General features: G+C 68.1%; 11 protein-coding genes. 10 read left to right on the top strand and 1 reads right to left on the bottom strand.

Annotated elements, in window-relative coordinates; all coding sequences use genetic code 11:
• Positions 1-375 precede the first annotated feature (375 nt).
• The 4 genes from RB628_RS24115 to RB628_RS24100 all read left to right on the top strand — a co-directional run bounded on the left by RB628_RS24115 (position 376) and on the right by RB628_RS24100 (position 4,124).
• Positions 376-1,062, top strand: a complete 687-nt coding sequence (locus RB628_RS24115; protein ID WP_318322605.1) for a PadR family transcriptional regulator — start codon at positions 376-378, stop codon at positions 1,060-1,062.
• A gap of 42 nt (positions 1,063-1,104) precedes the next feature.
• Complete coding sequence (locus RB628_RS24110) at positions 1,105-2,187, top strand: inositol-3-phosphate synthase (RefSeq protein WP_318322604.1); 1,083 nt, start codon at positions 1,105-1,107, stop codon at positions 2,185-2,187.
• A gap of 106 nt (positions 2,188-2,293) precedes the next feature.
• A complete protein-coding gene (locus RB628_RS24105) occupies positions 2,294-3,556 on the top strand; it encodes an MFS transporter (protein ID WP_318322603.1) in 1,263 nt (420 codons plus the stop codon).
• Positions 3,557-3,671: 115 nt separating this feature from the next.
• Positions 3,672-4,124: a hypothetical protein gene (locus RB628_RS24100; RefSeq protein WP_318322602.1), complete on the top strand. Its 453-nt coding sequence runs from the start codon at positions 3,672-3,674 to the stop codon at positions 4,122-4,124.
• Positions 4,125-4,228: 104 nt separating this feature from the next.
• Here RB628_RS24100 and RB628_RS24095 read toward each other — a convergent pair whose 3' ends face one another.
• A complete protein-coding gene (locus RB628_RS24095) occupies positions 4,229-5,695 on the bottom strand; it encodes a CCA tRNA nucleotidyltransferase (protein ID WP_318322601.1) in 1,467 nt (488 codons plus the stop codon).
• A 219-nt stretch (positions 5,696-5,914) separates the two neighbouring features.
• Here RB628_RS24095 and RB628_RS24090 point away from each other — a divergent pair, with 219 nt between their 5' ends.
• The 6 genes from RB628_RS24090 to RB628_RS24065 all read left to right on the top strand — a co-directional run.
• On the top strand, positions 5,915-8,290 hold the full coding sequence (locus tag RB628_RS24090) for a DUF6049 family protein (RefSeq protein ID WP_318322600.1): 2,376 nt from the start codon (positions 5,915-5,917) through the stop codon (positions 8,288-8,290).
• A 47-nt stretch (positions 8,291-8,337) separates the two neighbouring features.
• Positions 8,338-10,599: a murein biosynthesis integral membrane protein MurJ gene (murJ, locus tag RB628_RS24085; protein WP_318322599.1), complete on the top strand. Its 2,262-nt coding sequence runs from the start codon at positions 8,338-8,340 to the stop codon at positions 10,597-10,599.
• A 118-nt stretch (positions 10,600-10,717) separates the two neighbouring features.
• On the top strand, positions 10,718-12,415 hold the full coding sequence (locus RB628_RS24080) for a protein kinase family protein (protein ID WP_318322598.1): 1,698 nt from the start codon (positions 10,718-10,720) through the stop codon (positions 12,413-12,415).
• A gap of 33 nt (positions 12,416-12,448) precedes the next feature.
• Positions 12,449-13,159: an RNA polymerase sigma factor SigM gene (sigM, locus tag RB628_RS24075; RefSeq protein WP_318322597.1), complete on the top strand. Its 711-nt coding sequence runs from the start codon at positions 12,449-12,451 to the stop codon at positions 13,157-13,159.
• 188 nt (positions 13,160-13,347) lie between these two features.
• Positions 13,348-14,028: a hypothetical protein gene (locus RB628_RS24070; protein ID WP_318322596.1), complete on the top strand. Its 681-nt coding sequence runs from the start codon at positions 13,348-13,350 to the stop codon at positions 14,026-14,028.
• Between the two features lie 169 nt (positions 14,029-14,197).
• Positions 14,198-14,706, top strand: a 509-nt coding sequence (locus RB628_RS24065) for an NAD(P)/FAD-dependent oxidoreductase (protein ID WP_318322595.1), incomplete at its 3' end; no start/stop codon positions are given.

Raw genomic sequence — 14,706 nt, 5'->3', positions numbered from 1 at the left:
CTACTCCTTGGGCAGGCGCACCCGCGCGCCTGGAAACGGCGGCTGGATTCCGGTCCCCCCAAAGTACGGATGCGGCCGTGTTCGCATTCACCCGTACCGCACCAAGCACTACGACGTCCCCAAACGTCACTCGGTTCCCGGTGGACTGCATGGCGCACAGACTACGCACCGTCAAAACCCGCCTAGGCCCGAAGTTCACCCCAAATCAGGCAACTTGCTTTCTACGAATCGGTGATGTGATCCCCTTCACGACCTCTCCTCTTGTCGCATCCGCAGAGCCGATCTATCGTCTAGATGTATCGAGTCGATACATCAGCTCGGCATAAACAGTGCCGGAGACCGTCACGGTGGGACCGTGGGAGAAAGGAGGCGACGATGAGCCGGCGTGCCGGAATTCTCGAGTTCGCCGTCCTCGGCCTGCTCCGCGAGTCCCCGATGCACGGCTATGAGCTGCGCAAACGACTCAATACGTCACTGGGTGTGTTCCGCGCCTTCAGCTACGGCACGCTGTACCCCTGCCTCAAGACGCTGGTCGCGAGCGGCTGGTTGATCGAGGAGTCCGGGAGTACGCCCGAGGACGCGCTCGCCGCGCCGCTCACGGGGCGCCGCGCCAAGATCGTCTATCGGTTGACGGCGGAAGGTAAGGAGCACTTCGAGGAACTGCTCTCACAGACGGGCCCGGACGCGTACGAGGACGAGCACTTCGCCGCTCGTTTCGCCTTCTTCGGGCAGACGTCCCGCGATGTACGCATGCGCGTGCTCGAGGGCCGCCGCGGCCGGCTGGAGGAGCGTCTGGAGAAGATGCGCGCCTCTCTGGCGCGTACACGGGAGCGCCTCGACGACTACACCCTTGAGCTCCAGCGCCACGGAATGGAGTCCGTGGAGCGCGAAGTGCGCTGGCTGAACGAGCTCATCGAGAGCGAGCGGGCCGGGCGGGACCTCAAAGGTGCCGTTTCCGGGGAACCCGACTCGCAGGACACCACATCTGGAGCGTCGGGCGGCCTGCCCCGGTCCCGGGAGGACGACTCCCGGACCGGTCCGTCCGACGACACCGCCACGTGAGGGCCGCTCAGGTCCTCACTCTTACACACAGGGAGCAGCCGAATGGGTTCGGTTCGCGTAGCCGTGGTCGGCGTGGGCAACTGCGCCGCGTCGCTGGTACAGGGAGTCGAGTACTACAAGGACGCCGATCCGGCGTCCAGGGTCCCGGGCCTCATGCATGTGCAGTTCGGGGAGTACCACGTCCGTGACGTGGAGTTCGTAGCCGCGTTCGACGTCGATGCGAAGAAGGTCGGGCTCGACCTCGCGGACGCCATCGGCGCCTCCGAGAACAACACCATCAAGATCTGCGACGTCCCCTCCACGGGTGTGACGGTCCAGCGCGGCCACACCCTCGACGGGCTCGGCAAGTACTACCGCGAGACCATCGAGGAGTCCGACCAGGACCCGGTCGACATCGTCCAGGTCCTCAGGGACAAGCAGGTCGACGTTCTTGTCTGCTACCTCCCCGTGGGCTCCGAGGCCGCGGCGAAGTTCTACGCCCAGTGCGCCATCGACGCCAAGGTCGCCTTCGTCAACGCCCTCCCGGTCTTCATCGCCGGCACCAAGGAGTGGGCGGACAAGTTCACCGAGGCGGGCGTCCCGATCGTCGGCGACGACATCAAGTCGCAGGTCGGCGCCACGATCACGCACCGTGTGATGGCGAAGCTGTTCGAGGACCGGGGCGTGGTTCTGGACCGCACGATGCAGCTGAACGTCGGCGGCAACATGGACTTCAAGAACATGCTCGAGCGTGAGCGCCTGGAGTCCAAGAAGATCTCCAAGACGCAGGCCGTCACCTCCCAGATCCGCGACCGCGAACTGGGCGCCGACAACGTCCACATCGGCCCGTCGGACTACGTGGCCTGGCTCGACGACCGCAAGTGGGCGTACGTCCGCCTGGAGGGCCGCGCGTTCGGCGACGTTCCGCTGAACCTGGAGTACAAGCTGGAGGTCTGGGACTCCCCGAACTCCGCCGGCGTCATCATCGATGCCGTGCGCGCCGCGAAGATCGCCAAGGACCGCGGCATCGGTGGCCCGATCCTCTCCGCGTCGAGCTACTTCATGAAGTCCCCGCCGGTCCAGTACTTCGACGACGAGGCACGGGACAACGTCGAGAAGTTCATCAAGGGCGAAGTCGAGCGCTGAGAGGAGTCCAGCGCCGGTCAAGCCCCAACAGGCTTGTCGCTCCTGCCCGTCGAGGGTCCCCGGGTCATCCGCCCGGGGACCCTCCTCGTATGTGAGGCTGTGCCCCATGGCTGTCGTGCGTGACCTGCGCGTACTTCTGCGTCTGAGGAACTTCCGGCGCCTGCTCGCCGTGCGACTGCTCTCGCAGGGCGCCGACGGCGTCTTTCAGGTCGCACTCGCCACGTACGTCGTCTTCTCACCGGAGAAGCAGACCTCGCCGGCTGCCATCGCCTCCGCGATGGCGGTTCTGCTTCTGCCGTACTCCCTGGTCGGCCCTTTCGCGGGCGTCCTCCTGGACCGCTGGCGCCGCCGCCAGGTCTTCCTGTACGGCAATCTGCTGCGCGCCCTGCTGGCGTGCGTGACAGCCGTCCTGATGCTGAGCCATGTCCCCGACTGGCTCTTCTACATCTCCGCCCTCTGCGTCACCGCCGTCAACCGTTTCGTTCTTGCCGGTCTCTCGGCGTCCCTGCCGCGGGTGGTCGACGACGACCGTCTGGTGATCGCCAACTCGCTCTCCCCGACAGCCGGCACCCTCGCCGCCACGGCGGGCGGCGGACTCGCCTTCGTCGTGCGACTGGCGGCCTCCGACTCCGACGCCGCGGTGGTCCTCCTGGGCGCGGCCCTGTACCTCTGTTCGTCGCTCGCCTCCCTGCGCCTCGACCGGGAACTGCTGGGACCCGACCCCGAGTTGGTGCAGCCCCGGCTGGCGGCAGCCCTCACCGGCACCGCGCGCGGCCTGGCGGCAGGCGTACGGCATCTGGCCGAGCCGGGGCGCCGGGAGGCGGCCTGGTCGCTGGCCGCGATGACGCTGATGCGGTTCTGCTACGGCGCCCTGACGGTCATGGTGCTGATGCTCTGCCGGTACGCCTGGTCGGACGGCTCCGACGACGGGCTGGCCCTGCTGGGTCTCGCCGTGGGGATCTCCGGGGCGGGCTTCTTCGTTGCGGCCGTGATGACACCGGCGGCGGCCGGACGACTCGGGCCCGGCGGCTGGATCGTGGCGTGCGCCGGAGCGGCGGCGATCCTGGTGCCCGGGCTCGGACTGGCGTTCACCGCATTACCCATGCTGATCGCCGCGTTCGTCCTGGGCCTCGTCACCCAGGGCTCGAAGATCGCCACGGACACGATCGTCCAGTCCTCGGTCGACGACGGTTTCCGCGGCCGGATCTTCTCCGTCTACGACGTCCTGTTCAACGTCGCTTTCGTCGGCGCGGCCGGGGTGGCGGCCCTGATGCTGCCCTCCGACGGCCGCTCTGTCCCTCTCTTGGTCACAATCGCCGTTATCTACGGGGCAATTGCTGGAGCTATGGCACGCTTTGAACGCCGCTAAGTGTCACATGAAGGCCACAGAGACCCTCCGAAGTACAGAGTTGTCAGTGGGTCCCGGTAACTTACGTGCGTCTTACTTCGCACCAAGCGCACCCATAGCCAAGGGGGACCCCCGAGTGACCACTCCACCGCCGCAGGACCCGAACCCGACCACCCCTGCACCCGTCCCGTCGGCGGTGCCCCAGCAGCCGTACCCGCCGCACCAGGGTGCCCCGCTCCAGGGAGCTCCGGTCCCGCCGCCCGCGCCGACCAACCGCTTCAGCAAGAAGCTGCTGCGCATAGGCGTGTTCATCGCCATTGCGATAGCCATCGGCCTGGGCAAGTGGTACTTCAGCCAGAGTGACGCCGAGACAACGTCCGTGGGCGCCTGCATGCACAACGATGGTTCGAACACGAGCCCCGACCTCAACGAGGTCGACTGCACCTCCAGCGACGCTCAGTACAAGGTCGTCGAGAAGTTCGACAACTCCAGCGACGCCAGCAAGTGCGAGGCCATCACGGAGGCGACGATCTCCTACTACCAGCAGGGCAGCAGCCACGACGTCGTGCTCTGCCTCAAGGAAGTCTGAGCAGGACACAGCACGCACACGGAGGGCGGTGTTTCACGTGAAACACCGCCCTCCGTGTGTAACGGCGTGATGTTTCACGTGAAACATCACGCCGTTACACGGCTTCAGCCCTGGTCGGCCCACCACTCCCTGAGCGCCGCCACCGCAGCCTCCTGTTCCATCGGCCCGTTCTCCAGGCGCAGTTCCAGCAGGAACTTGTACGCCTGCCCGATCGCCGGGCCGGGTCCGACGCCCAGGATCTCCATGATCTCGTTGCCGTCGAGGTCGGGACGGATCGCGTCCAGCTCCTCCTGCTCCTGAAGCTGAGCGATGCGCTCCTCCAGGCCGTCGTACGCACGGGAGAGCGCGGCGGCCCTGCGCTTGTTGCGGGTCGTGCAGTCCGAGCGGGTCAGCTTGTGGAGGTGACCGAGGAGCGGACCCGCGTCCCGGACATAGCGCCGGACCGCCGAATCCGTCCACTCGCCGGTGCCGTATCCATGGAAGCGCAGGTGGAGTTCAACCAGACGTGAGACCTCCTTCACCAGCTCGTTGGAGTACTTGAGCGCCGTCATCCGCTTCTTGGTCATCTTCGCCCCGACCACCTCGTGGTGGTGGAACGAGACCCGCCCGTCCTCTTCGAAGCGGCGGGTACGCGGCTTGCCGATGTCGTGCAGCAGCGCGGCGAGCCGGAGAACGAGGTCGGGACCGTCCTGCTCCAGCTCGATCGCCTGCTCCAGGACGATCAGTGTGTGCTCATAGACGTCCTTGTGCCGGTGGTGCTCGTCGCGCTCCAGACGCAGGGTCGGCAGCTCGGGCAGTACGCGGTCGGCCAGGCCGGCGTCCACCAGCAGCGTCAGGCCCTTACGCGGGTGCGCGGACAGGATCAGCTTGTTCAGCTCGTCCCGTACCCGCTCGGCCGAGACGATCTCGATGCGCCCGGCCATCTCGGTCATGGCGGCGACGACCTCGGGGGCCACCTCGAAGTCGAGCTGGGCAGCGAACCGCGCGGCCCGCATCATTCGCAGCGGGTCGTCCGAGAAGGACTCCTCAGGCGTGCCCGGAGTGCGCAGCACCCGCTTTGCCAGGTCCTCCCGTCCGCCGTGCGGGTCGATGAACACCTTCTCCGGGAGCGCAACGGCCATCGCGTTCACCGTGAAGTCACGCCGGACGAGGTCCTCCTCGATGGAGTCGCCGTACGACACATCGGGCTTGCGCGAAGTCTGGTCGTACGCCTCCGACCGGTAGGTCGTCACCTCGATCTGAAAGCGTCGATCAGCGTCTCCGACGCGGGCGTCCTTCTGCGCCCCCACCGTGCCGAAGGCGATCCCGACCTCCCACACGGCGTCCGCCCAGGGTCGGACGATCTTCAGAACGTCCTCGGGTCGGGCATCGGTCGTGAAGTCCAGGTCGTTGCCGAGCCGGCCCAGCAGCGCGTCCCGGACAGAACCGCCGACCAGGGCGAGGGAGAACCCGGCCTCCTGGAAGCGGCGGGCAAGATCGTCGGCCACCGGGGCCACCCGCAGCAGCTCACTCACCGCGCGGTGCTGCACCTGGCTCAGGGCACTGGAATTGTCTTCGTTGGCGTTCGGCACAACAGAAAAGGGTACGTGGCGCGGGCGACGGCCCGCTCCTCCATAAAACGTCCACGCGCGCCGCCGGGGACTCCTCCGTCAATATACACACATAGAGGACAGTCGGACCGTGTTCCACGATCTTGTGGAGCAGTCCGCGGCACTTCCCCTCAGCGCGCATCGTTACCATGCGTGGACGCACATTTCGACGACCACTGACGACTAGGGACGGGCGAACGCGTGGCCGAGGCGGCAGACTTCCCGGGGCTGACCCCCCCTCCCGCACGCCGGTGGTTCCGGCGAGCCGGAGTGCTGCTCACGGGGGCACCCCTGCTGGCCGGTCTGCTCCAACTACCCGCCGGACAGCCCGCGTACGCCGCCGGGTCGGACCCGGTGGTCGTCTCCGTCAACTCGCTCACCCCGAGCGCCCCCACGGACGGGGACACGCTGACGGTGTCCGGCACGGTGACCAACAAGGGCAAGCGGGCGGTCACGGACGCTCATGTGGACCTGCGCGTGGGGCAACTGCTGACCACCCGCTCGGGGATCGACGACGTCGCCGCGCGCACCGACTACGCACCAGGCGCTGACGGGACGGAGGTCGGCGGCCAGTACGTCGAGAAGTTCTCGAAGCTCACACCGGGCGTTGCCCAGCCGTTCATGATCTCCGTACCGGTCGACAAGCTGGACCTCGGCCAGGACGGCGTCTACCAGATCGGCGTCTCACTGTCGGGCGAGACCTCCGCGGAACCGTACGAGCAGGTGCTGGGAATCCAGCGGACGTTTTTGCCGTGGCAGCCCGAGGAGGCGGACACGCGGACGCGGACGACATATCTGTGGCCGCTGATCTCCACGGTCCGCATGACGGCCGAGACCGGCCCGGGCGAGCAGCAGACGCCGGTCTTCCTCAACGACGACCTCGCCTCGGAGATCGCCCCGGGCGGACGTCTGCAGCAGATCCTGTCCCTGGGCAAGGACCTCGACGTCACCTGGGTGATCGACCCCGACCTGCTGGCCTCCGTCGACGCCATGATCGACAGCTACGGCGTCCAGGGCTCCGACGGCACCAGCACTCCCGGCACCGGGCAGGCTGTCGCCAAGCAGTGGCTCGCCGAACTCCAGGACGCGGTCGAGGGCAAAGAAATCGTCGCCCTCCCGTTCGCCGACCCCGACCTCGCTTCCATCGCGCACAACGGCAAGAACGTCACCGGAACCCTGAGCCACCTCAAGAGCGCCACGGACGTCGCCGCCCGAACTGTGGAGACGATCCTCCACGTCACCCCGAGCACCGACTTCGCCTGGCCGGTGAACGGCGCCATCGACCCGTCGATCGTCAAGATCGCCACGTCGGCGGGCGCCGACAAGGTGATCGCGCGCAGCGACAGCCTCAAGGAAACCGGCGACCTGCCGTACACGCCCTCCGCGGCCCGCCCCATCGGCGGCGGGACCACGGCGGTGGTAGCCGACACGCGGCTGTCCACAGCCTTCCAGGGCGACATGACGATCGCCGCCAAATCCACGCTCGCGGTGCAGAAGTTCCTCGCACAGAGCCTGACGGGCACTCTCCAGACCGACAAGCAGCGCACCGTTGTCGTCGCCCCGCAGCGCATGCCGTCCGCGAGCCAGGCCCAGACGATGGCGGAGGCGATCACCGCTCTCCAGAACGCCAACTGGTCGCAGGGGCAGGAACTCACCGCGACCGCCGACACCAAGCCGGACCCGGGCGCCACCACCAAGGTGCCCTCGGCCTCCTCGTACCCCGCCTCACTGCGCAGGCACCAGTTGCCGCAGTCAGCCTTCGCCCAGATCGCGACCACGCAGGACAAGCTCGACAACTTCAAGGTCATTCTTACCGACCAGACCCGCGTGGAGACCCCCTTCGGGCGGGCCATCAACCGTGAGATGGCAACGTCGTGGCGCGGCCGGTCCAGCGCGGCGGACAGCTTCCGCAGAGGCGTGGAGTCGTACCTCGACGAACTGACCGACCAGGTCAAACTGATCGAGAAGTCCGAGACAAAGCTCTCCGGGGGCAGCGCCACGATCCCGGTGACCGTCCAGAACAACCTCGTCCAGCCTGTGGACGACCTCGTGCTGCGGGTCACTTCGACGAACCCGACCCGTCTCAAGATCGGTGACGAGGACTACCAGGAACAGCCCGTCGCGGTCTCCGGCGGGCACAGCCAGTCGGTGAAGTTCACCACGTCGTCCAACGCCAACGGCCCGGTGACCGTGATCGCCCAGCTGTACACGAAGGACGGTCAGAAGTACGGACCGGCTGTTTCCTTCGACGTGAGGGTCACCGAGTTCACGGCCATGGTGATGCTGGTCATCGGCGGCGGTTTCCTGCTGCTGGTGCTCGCCGGCCTGCGCATGTACACCCAGCGCAAGCGCGCGGCCGCGCGGCGGTCCGAGGAGTCCGGCAACGGCCACGAGGACGGAGACACGGACGAGAGCGACGGCACGGGGGAGAACCACGGCGGCCCCGACCACCGTCCTCAGGGGGAGTCGGACCCCGCGTTCCGGACAGGCGCCCCGGAGCAGCCGAGTGACCCGACGCCGGACACCGCACCGGAAAGCAATGACCCGTCCGGGACGGGTGAGAGAGTGGACCGTTGAGCGATGTCGTGGCCGGTCGGCCGGTGGACGATGAGGTGGGGTAAACCATGAACGCGCCGTACGACGGTGACCGCGATCAGGGCGCGGGCAACTCGGACTGTCCCGAGGGCCCGCCGCCCGGGCACGGCCAGGTGCCGGCGCAGCCCCCCGCGGACCTGTACCTCCAGGACGCCTACACCCAGGACCCGTACCGGGCGCAGGACCTCTCCGCCCAGGACCCGGTGGCCGAGGCGCTCTACGACCGCGCCGCGCACCCCCCGCCGCCCCCCGGGACGTATCAGCCGCAGCCGCCGCTCTACGGACAGCCCGCCAAGTCGCCGTACGCCCCCGACCCGCAGGTGTGGGCCCAGACCCCGGCCCCCGAGCCGGACGGAGCCACGCAGTACCTGCCGTACGGAGATGATCCCCGCACCACCCAGTACGTGGGCGTCGACGCCCTGGTCTCCCAGGCCGGGGAACAACGCCACGAGCCGGACGCCTTCGCTCACCTCTTCCGGGACCAGCAGCAGGGCGGCGGACAGGCGCCGGGGGAACCTCCGGTCGTCCCCGGCCCGTCCCCGTCGCCCTCCCCGGGCCAGGTTCCCGTCCCGCAGGCCCAGGTCCCGGCGTCCGACGCCACGATGCAGCTCACCCCGACAGCCGCCCCCGCCGCGGCACCGGCGGCTCCCAAGAAAGGGGGCGGTCGTGCCTCGGGCCTGCTGAAGTCGAGCGCCGTCATGGCGGCGGGCACGATGGTCTCCCGCCTCACCGGCTTCATCCGCTCGGCACTCATCGTGTCGGCGCTGGGCGTCGGCCTGCTGGGCGACACCTTCCAGGTCGCCTACCAGCTGCCGACGATGATCTACATCCTGACCGTCGGCGGCGGTCTCAACTCCGTCTTCGTGCCCCAACTCGTACGCGCGATGAAGGAGGACGAGGACGGAGGCGAGTCCTACGCCAACCGGCTGCTCACCCTGGTCGTGGTGGCACTCGGCGCGCTGACCGTGCTCGCGCTCGTCGGCGCTCCCGTTCTGATCCGCCTGTTGTCCGCCCCCGTCGCCGACGACCCGGCAGCCAACGAAGTCGCCGTCACCTTCGTCCGCTACTTCCTGCCCTCGATCTTCTTCATGGGCGTCCACGTGGTGATGGGACAGATCCTCAACGCACGCGGGAAGTTCGGCGCGATGATGTGGACCCCGGTCCTGAACAACATCGTCATCATCGTGACGCTGGGCATGTTCATCTGGGTCTACGGCACAGCCGCGGACTCCGGCATGAAGGTCACGACCATCCCGCCGGAAGGACAGCGGCTCCTCGGCATCGGCATCCTGCTCGGCCTCGTCGTCCAGGCTCTGGCGATGATCCCGTACCTGCGTGAAACGGGCTTCCGGCCGCGCCTGCGCTTCGACTGGAAGGGTCACGGCCTCGGCAAGGCCGCGACCCTCGCCAAGTGGACGTTCCTCTTCGTACTCGCCAACCAGGCCGGCGCGATCGTCGTCTCCCAGCTGTCCACCGCCGCGGGCAAGGACTCGCCGGTCGACGGCACAGGCTTCGCCGCCTACGCCAACGCCCAGCTCATCTGGGGCCTGCCCCAGGCCATCATCACGGTCTCCCTGATGGCCGCCCTGCTGCCGAGGCTGGCCCGCTCCGCCCACGAGGGCGACGCCGGCGCGGTCCGCGACGACATCTCCCAGGGCCTGCGCACCACCGCCGTCGCGATCGTGCCCATCGCCTTCGGCTTCGTGGCCCTCGGCATCCCGATGTGCACCCTGATCTTCGGCTCCTCCGGTACCACGGAGGCCACCAACATGGGCTTCATGCTGATGGCCTTCGCCCTCGGCCTGATCCCCTACTCCGTGCAGTACGTCGTCCTCCGCGCCTTCTACGCGTACGAAGACACCCGCACGCCCTTCTACAACACGGTGATCGTGGCCGCCGTCAACGCGACGGCCTCCGCCCTCTGCTTCTTCGTGCTGCCTGCCCGCTGGGCGGTGGTCGGCATGGCCGCCTCGTACGGCCTCGCGTACGCGATCGGTGTCGGCGTCGCCTGGAACCGGCTGCGCAAGCGGCTGGGCGGCGACCTCGACGGTACCCGCGTCCTGCGCACGTACGCGCGGCTGGGCATCGCATCGGTACCGGCGGCGCTGCTCAGCGGAGCGGCCTGCTACGGCATCGGACACACTGTGGGCCAGGGCGTCGGCGGCTCGTTCGCCGCCCTGCTCGGCGGGGGTGCCATCCTGCTCGTCGTTTTCTACGTCGCCGCCCGCCGTATGCGTATTGAAGAACTCAACTCGCTGGTGGGTATGGTGCGCGGGCGACTGGGACGGTAAGTCGAGGGCAAGCGCACAACCATCCGCCGCCACCGCGTGTCGTGCACAGCGGCGGACTGTGGGCACAATTGGGTTTGGCGTCGGAGAACTCGCAACGGATGGGGAGGCAGGAGCGACGGTGGCGGAACGGAGCACGGCTGCTGTCGACGTGGCAGACAACAGCGGCGACGAGCCGCTGACCGCGCAGGCGGACGAGTCCACGGCTGACGGCGTGGCCCAGAACCGGGAGCGGGACACGGACAACGACGAGGCACAGGGGAGCGGCGGGACCAAGAGTCCCGGAAAGGCCTCACCGCCCGAACTGCACAGCGGCCACAAACTCGCCAGGCGCTACCGCCTGGAAGAGTGCGTCACCCGTCTGGACGGATTCAGCAGCTGGCGCGCGGTCGACGAGAAACTACGTCGCGCCGTCGGCGTGCACATCCTGCCCGCGGACCACTCACGGGCGCGTTCCGTGCTGGCCGCGGCCCGCTCCTCGGCGCTGCTCGGCGACCCTCGCTTCGTGCAGGTCCTCGACGCCGTCGAGGAGAACGACCTCGTGTACGTCGTCCACGAGTGGCTGCCCGACGCCACGGAGCTGACCGCGCTCCTGGCCGCCGGTCCGCTGGAGGCGCACGACGCGTACCAGATGGTCAGCCAGATCGCCTCCGCCATGGCGGCCGCCCACCGGGAGGGCCTCGCGCATCTGCGCCTGACCCCGGGCACCATTCTGCGGAGTTCGTCCGGCCAGTGGCGCGTGCGGGGCCTCGCGGTCAACGCCGCGCTGCGCGGCATCACTTCCGACACCCCGCAACGCTCCGACACGGAGGCGATCGGCGCTCTGCTGTACGCCGCCCTCACCCAGCGCTGGCCTTACGAGAACGACGCGTACGGCCTGTCGGGGCTGCCCAAGGGCGTCGGTCTCATCGCGCCCGACCAGGTGCGGGCCGGAGTTCACCGCGGCCTGTCGGAGCTCGCGATGCGCGCACTCGTCAACGACGGCGCCACCGCCTCACGGCACGAGTCCGCGTGCACGACACCCGAGGAACTGGTCAAGGCGATCGGCGAGATGCCGCGTATCCGCCCACCGGAGCCGGCGTTCACGGCCCCGCCCGAGTACCAGCGCACGACGTACCAACAGGGCTCGTATGGCCGCCAGGCGCCCCGCCCGGGCCTCTCGCAGCCCCTGCCCACCCCGCCGCCTCCGCTGCAGAGCCGTACCGGCAAGGCGCTCAAGCTGGCCGTCTCCGCCCTCCTGATCGCTGCCCTTGGCCTCGGCAGCTGGCAGCTCGCAGACGCGCTCATGGACCAGGGCAACAAGTCCGAGGACACCGACCAGACGCAGACAACGGACGGTGGAGACAAGAGTCCGGCGAAACCTGTCAGCGAGCCGATCGCTATCGAAGGTGCCCGTGACTTCGACCCGCTCGGCTCGGACGGGTCCGAGAACCCGGACGAGATAGACAAGATTCACGACACCGCTGCGGGCACGTACTGGCAGACGAGCTTCTACACAAGTTCCGACTTCGGACGGTTGAAGTCGGGCGTTGGCGTCGTCCTCGACCTCGGCAAGGTCCAGCAGGTCGGAACAGTGACCGTCACCTTCGTCGGCGACACCTCCGTCGAACTACGCGCTGCCTCGGGAGACGCCGGTACGGAGCCAACGTCCCTCGACGGTTACAACAAGGTGGCCGAAGGCTCCGGCGCGAGTGTGACACTCAAGCCCGGCGAGTCCCTCAAGTCTCGCTATCTTCTGGTCTGGCTGACCGATCTGCCTAAGCAGGTCGACGACGGCAAGTTCCGCGGCAGGATCGTGGACGTCAAGGTGAGTAGCTGAGAAGTGAAGGGGAGGGGAGGGGAGGGAGGTCCGATGGCAGATGGCAGCGCATACGGTGACACAAGCGACCAGGACCTTCTCGCCCGCCATGTCGACGGCGACCCCGACGCCTTCGGTGAGATCGTGCGCCGGCATCGGGACCGCCTCTGGGCGGTGGCCCTGCGGACGCTGGGGGACCGCGAGGAGGCCGCTGACGCCGTCCAGGACGCCCTGGTCTCCGCCTACCGGGCCGCCCACACTTTCCGGGGCCAGTCGGCCGTCACGACCTGGCTGCACCGCATCACCGTGAACGCCTGCCTGGACCGCGTCCGCAAAGCGGCTTCCCGCAAGACGTCACCGGTCGACGACAACGAACGGCTGGAGCAACTGCTCGAACCGCACGAGTCTGCGTCGGCCCCTGCCGAGCGCAATGATCTGCACCGCCAGCTCATCGAGGCGCTCGGCACCCTGCCACCCGACCAGCGCGCGGCCCTCGTCCTCGTGGACATGCAGGGCTACCCGGTCGCGGAGGCAGCCCGTGTCCTCGACGTGCCTACTGGGACCGTGAAGAGCCGCTGTGCCCGAGGCAGAGCCAGACTGTTGCCGTTGCTCACCCATCTGCGGCCGGACACCGCCGGTGGCGGAAAGGAACCGGGTGACGGACGGAACCGGGCGCAGGGGACATCCGTCCCACCCGCAGCGGGACCAACGGATGCAGGGCCAAGCGATTCAGCTGCTGTGAAGGGCGGAGGTGGGCGAGCGTGACATCCACGACCGACATGGCCGGACACCCGGACGTCTCGGAGATCTCCGACCTCACTGAAGGCCTTCTCACACCCTCGCGGACCACAGACGTACAGCGGCATCTGGACGGGTGTGTCCTCTGCGCCGACGTATACGCCTCGCTGGAGGAGATCCGCGGCCTCCTAGGTGCGATGCCGAGCCCTGTGCGCATGCCCGCCGACATCGCCACCCGTCTCGAAGCCGCACTCGCCGCCGAGGCTCCGTTGAATGCCACGGCTCCTCCTGTCGACGCGCATGTTTCACGTGAAACATCGACTCCCGCCGACCGGCCCACGGACCGTCCCACCGGGAGCGCTCAGGCGGCTACCGGGCCGGGACGCAGGGGCAGCGCACGACGCAGTCGGCGCCGAACCATCGTCTTGAGCACCGTATTCACCGCTGCCGCCCTGGGGCTCGGCTCTGTGCTGGTGTCGTCGCTGGGCGACGACACCAAACAGTCCGAAGCCGCGAGCATGTTCTCAGGGCAGAAGGTCGAGAGTCAGGTCGCGGAACTCCTCAAGGGCCAGAACGTCGAGAAGAGCCCTGAAAGCGTTGAGCCGTCGGTCGGCGTGCAAGTCAATCCCAGTAAGTCGGCGTTCGGCGACCGCAGGGAGCTACTGATCCAGCCGACCTCGATCCCCGAGTGCATCATCAAGGGCATCGGCCGCACCGACACGTCAGTCCTTGGCATCAAACAAGGCACCTATGACGGCACGGACGCGTACCTAGTGGTGCTGCCCGCAGCGGGCGACATCACCCAAGTCACCGCCTACGTCGTCGACTCGGCTTGCACGAAGCAGCGGTCAGCCCCGGGAAAAGTTCTGCTGACGCAGTCCTACGCGCGTCGCTGAGCGCGGGCGCTTCGGCTTCTCCCTCCGTCGTGTCCCGTCACGAGTGGCGCCCCTGTGTGCCCCGACACAGCGGGAATGCGGGCCCCGTAGGATCCGTTGGGTGGGGTGAGAGTTCTGAGAGAGGCTCCCACCAGTCGTACGAAGCCGTCCAGAAACGAGGAAACACGCCGTGAGCGACGTCCGTAACGTGATCATCATCGGCTCAGGGCCCGCCGGCTACACGGCGGCGCTCTATACCGCACGCGCGTCGCTGAAGCCGCTGGTCTTCGAGGGGGCCGTCACCGCCGGCGGTGCGCTCATGAACACCACCGAGGTGGAGAACTTCCCCGGCTTCCAGGACGGCATCATGGGCCCCGAGCTCATGGACAACATGCGCGCCCAGTCCGAACGCTTCGGTGCAGAGCTCGTCGCGGACGACATCATCGCCGTCGACCTGACGGGTGACATCAAGACCGTGACGGACACCGCGGGCACCGTGCACAAGGCGAGAGCCGTCATCATCGCCACCGGCTCGCAGCACCGCAAGCTCGGCCTGCCGAACGAGGACGCCCTGTCCGGCCGCGGCGTCTCCTGGTGTGCAACGTGCGACGGCTTCTTCTTCAAGGACCAGGACATCGCCGTGATCGGCGGCGGCGACACGGCGATGGAGGAGGCCACCTTCCTCTCCCGCTTCGCCAA

The sequence above is a fragment of the Streptomyces sp. ADMS genome, assembly GCF_033441795.1.
GTDB lineage: Bacteria > Actinomycetota > Actinomycetes > Streptomycetales > Streptomycetaceae > Streptomyces.
This window is presented reverse-complemented; position numbering and strand designations above follow the sequence as displayed.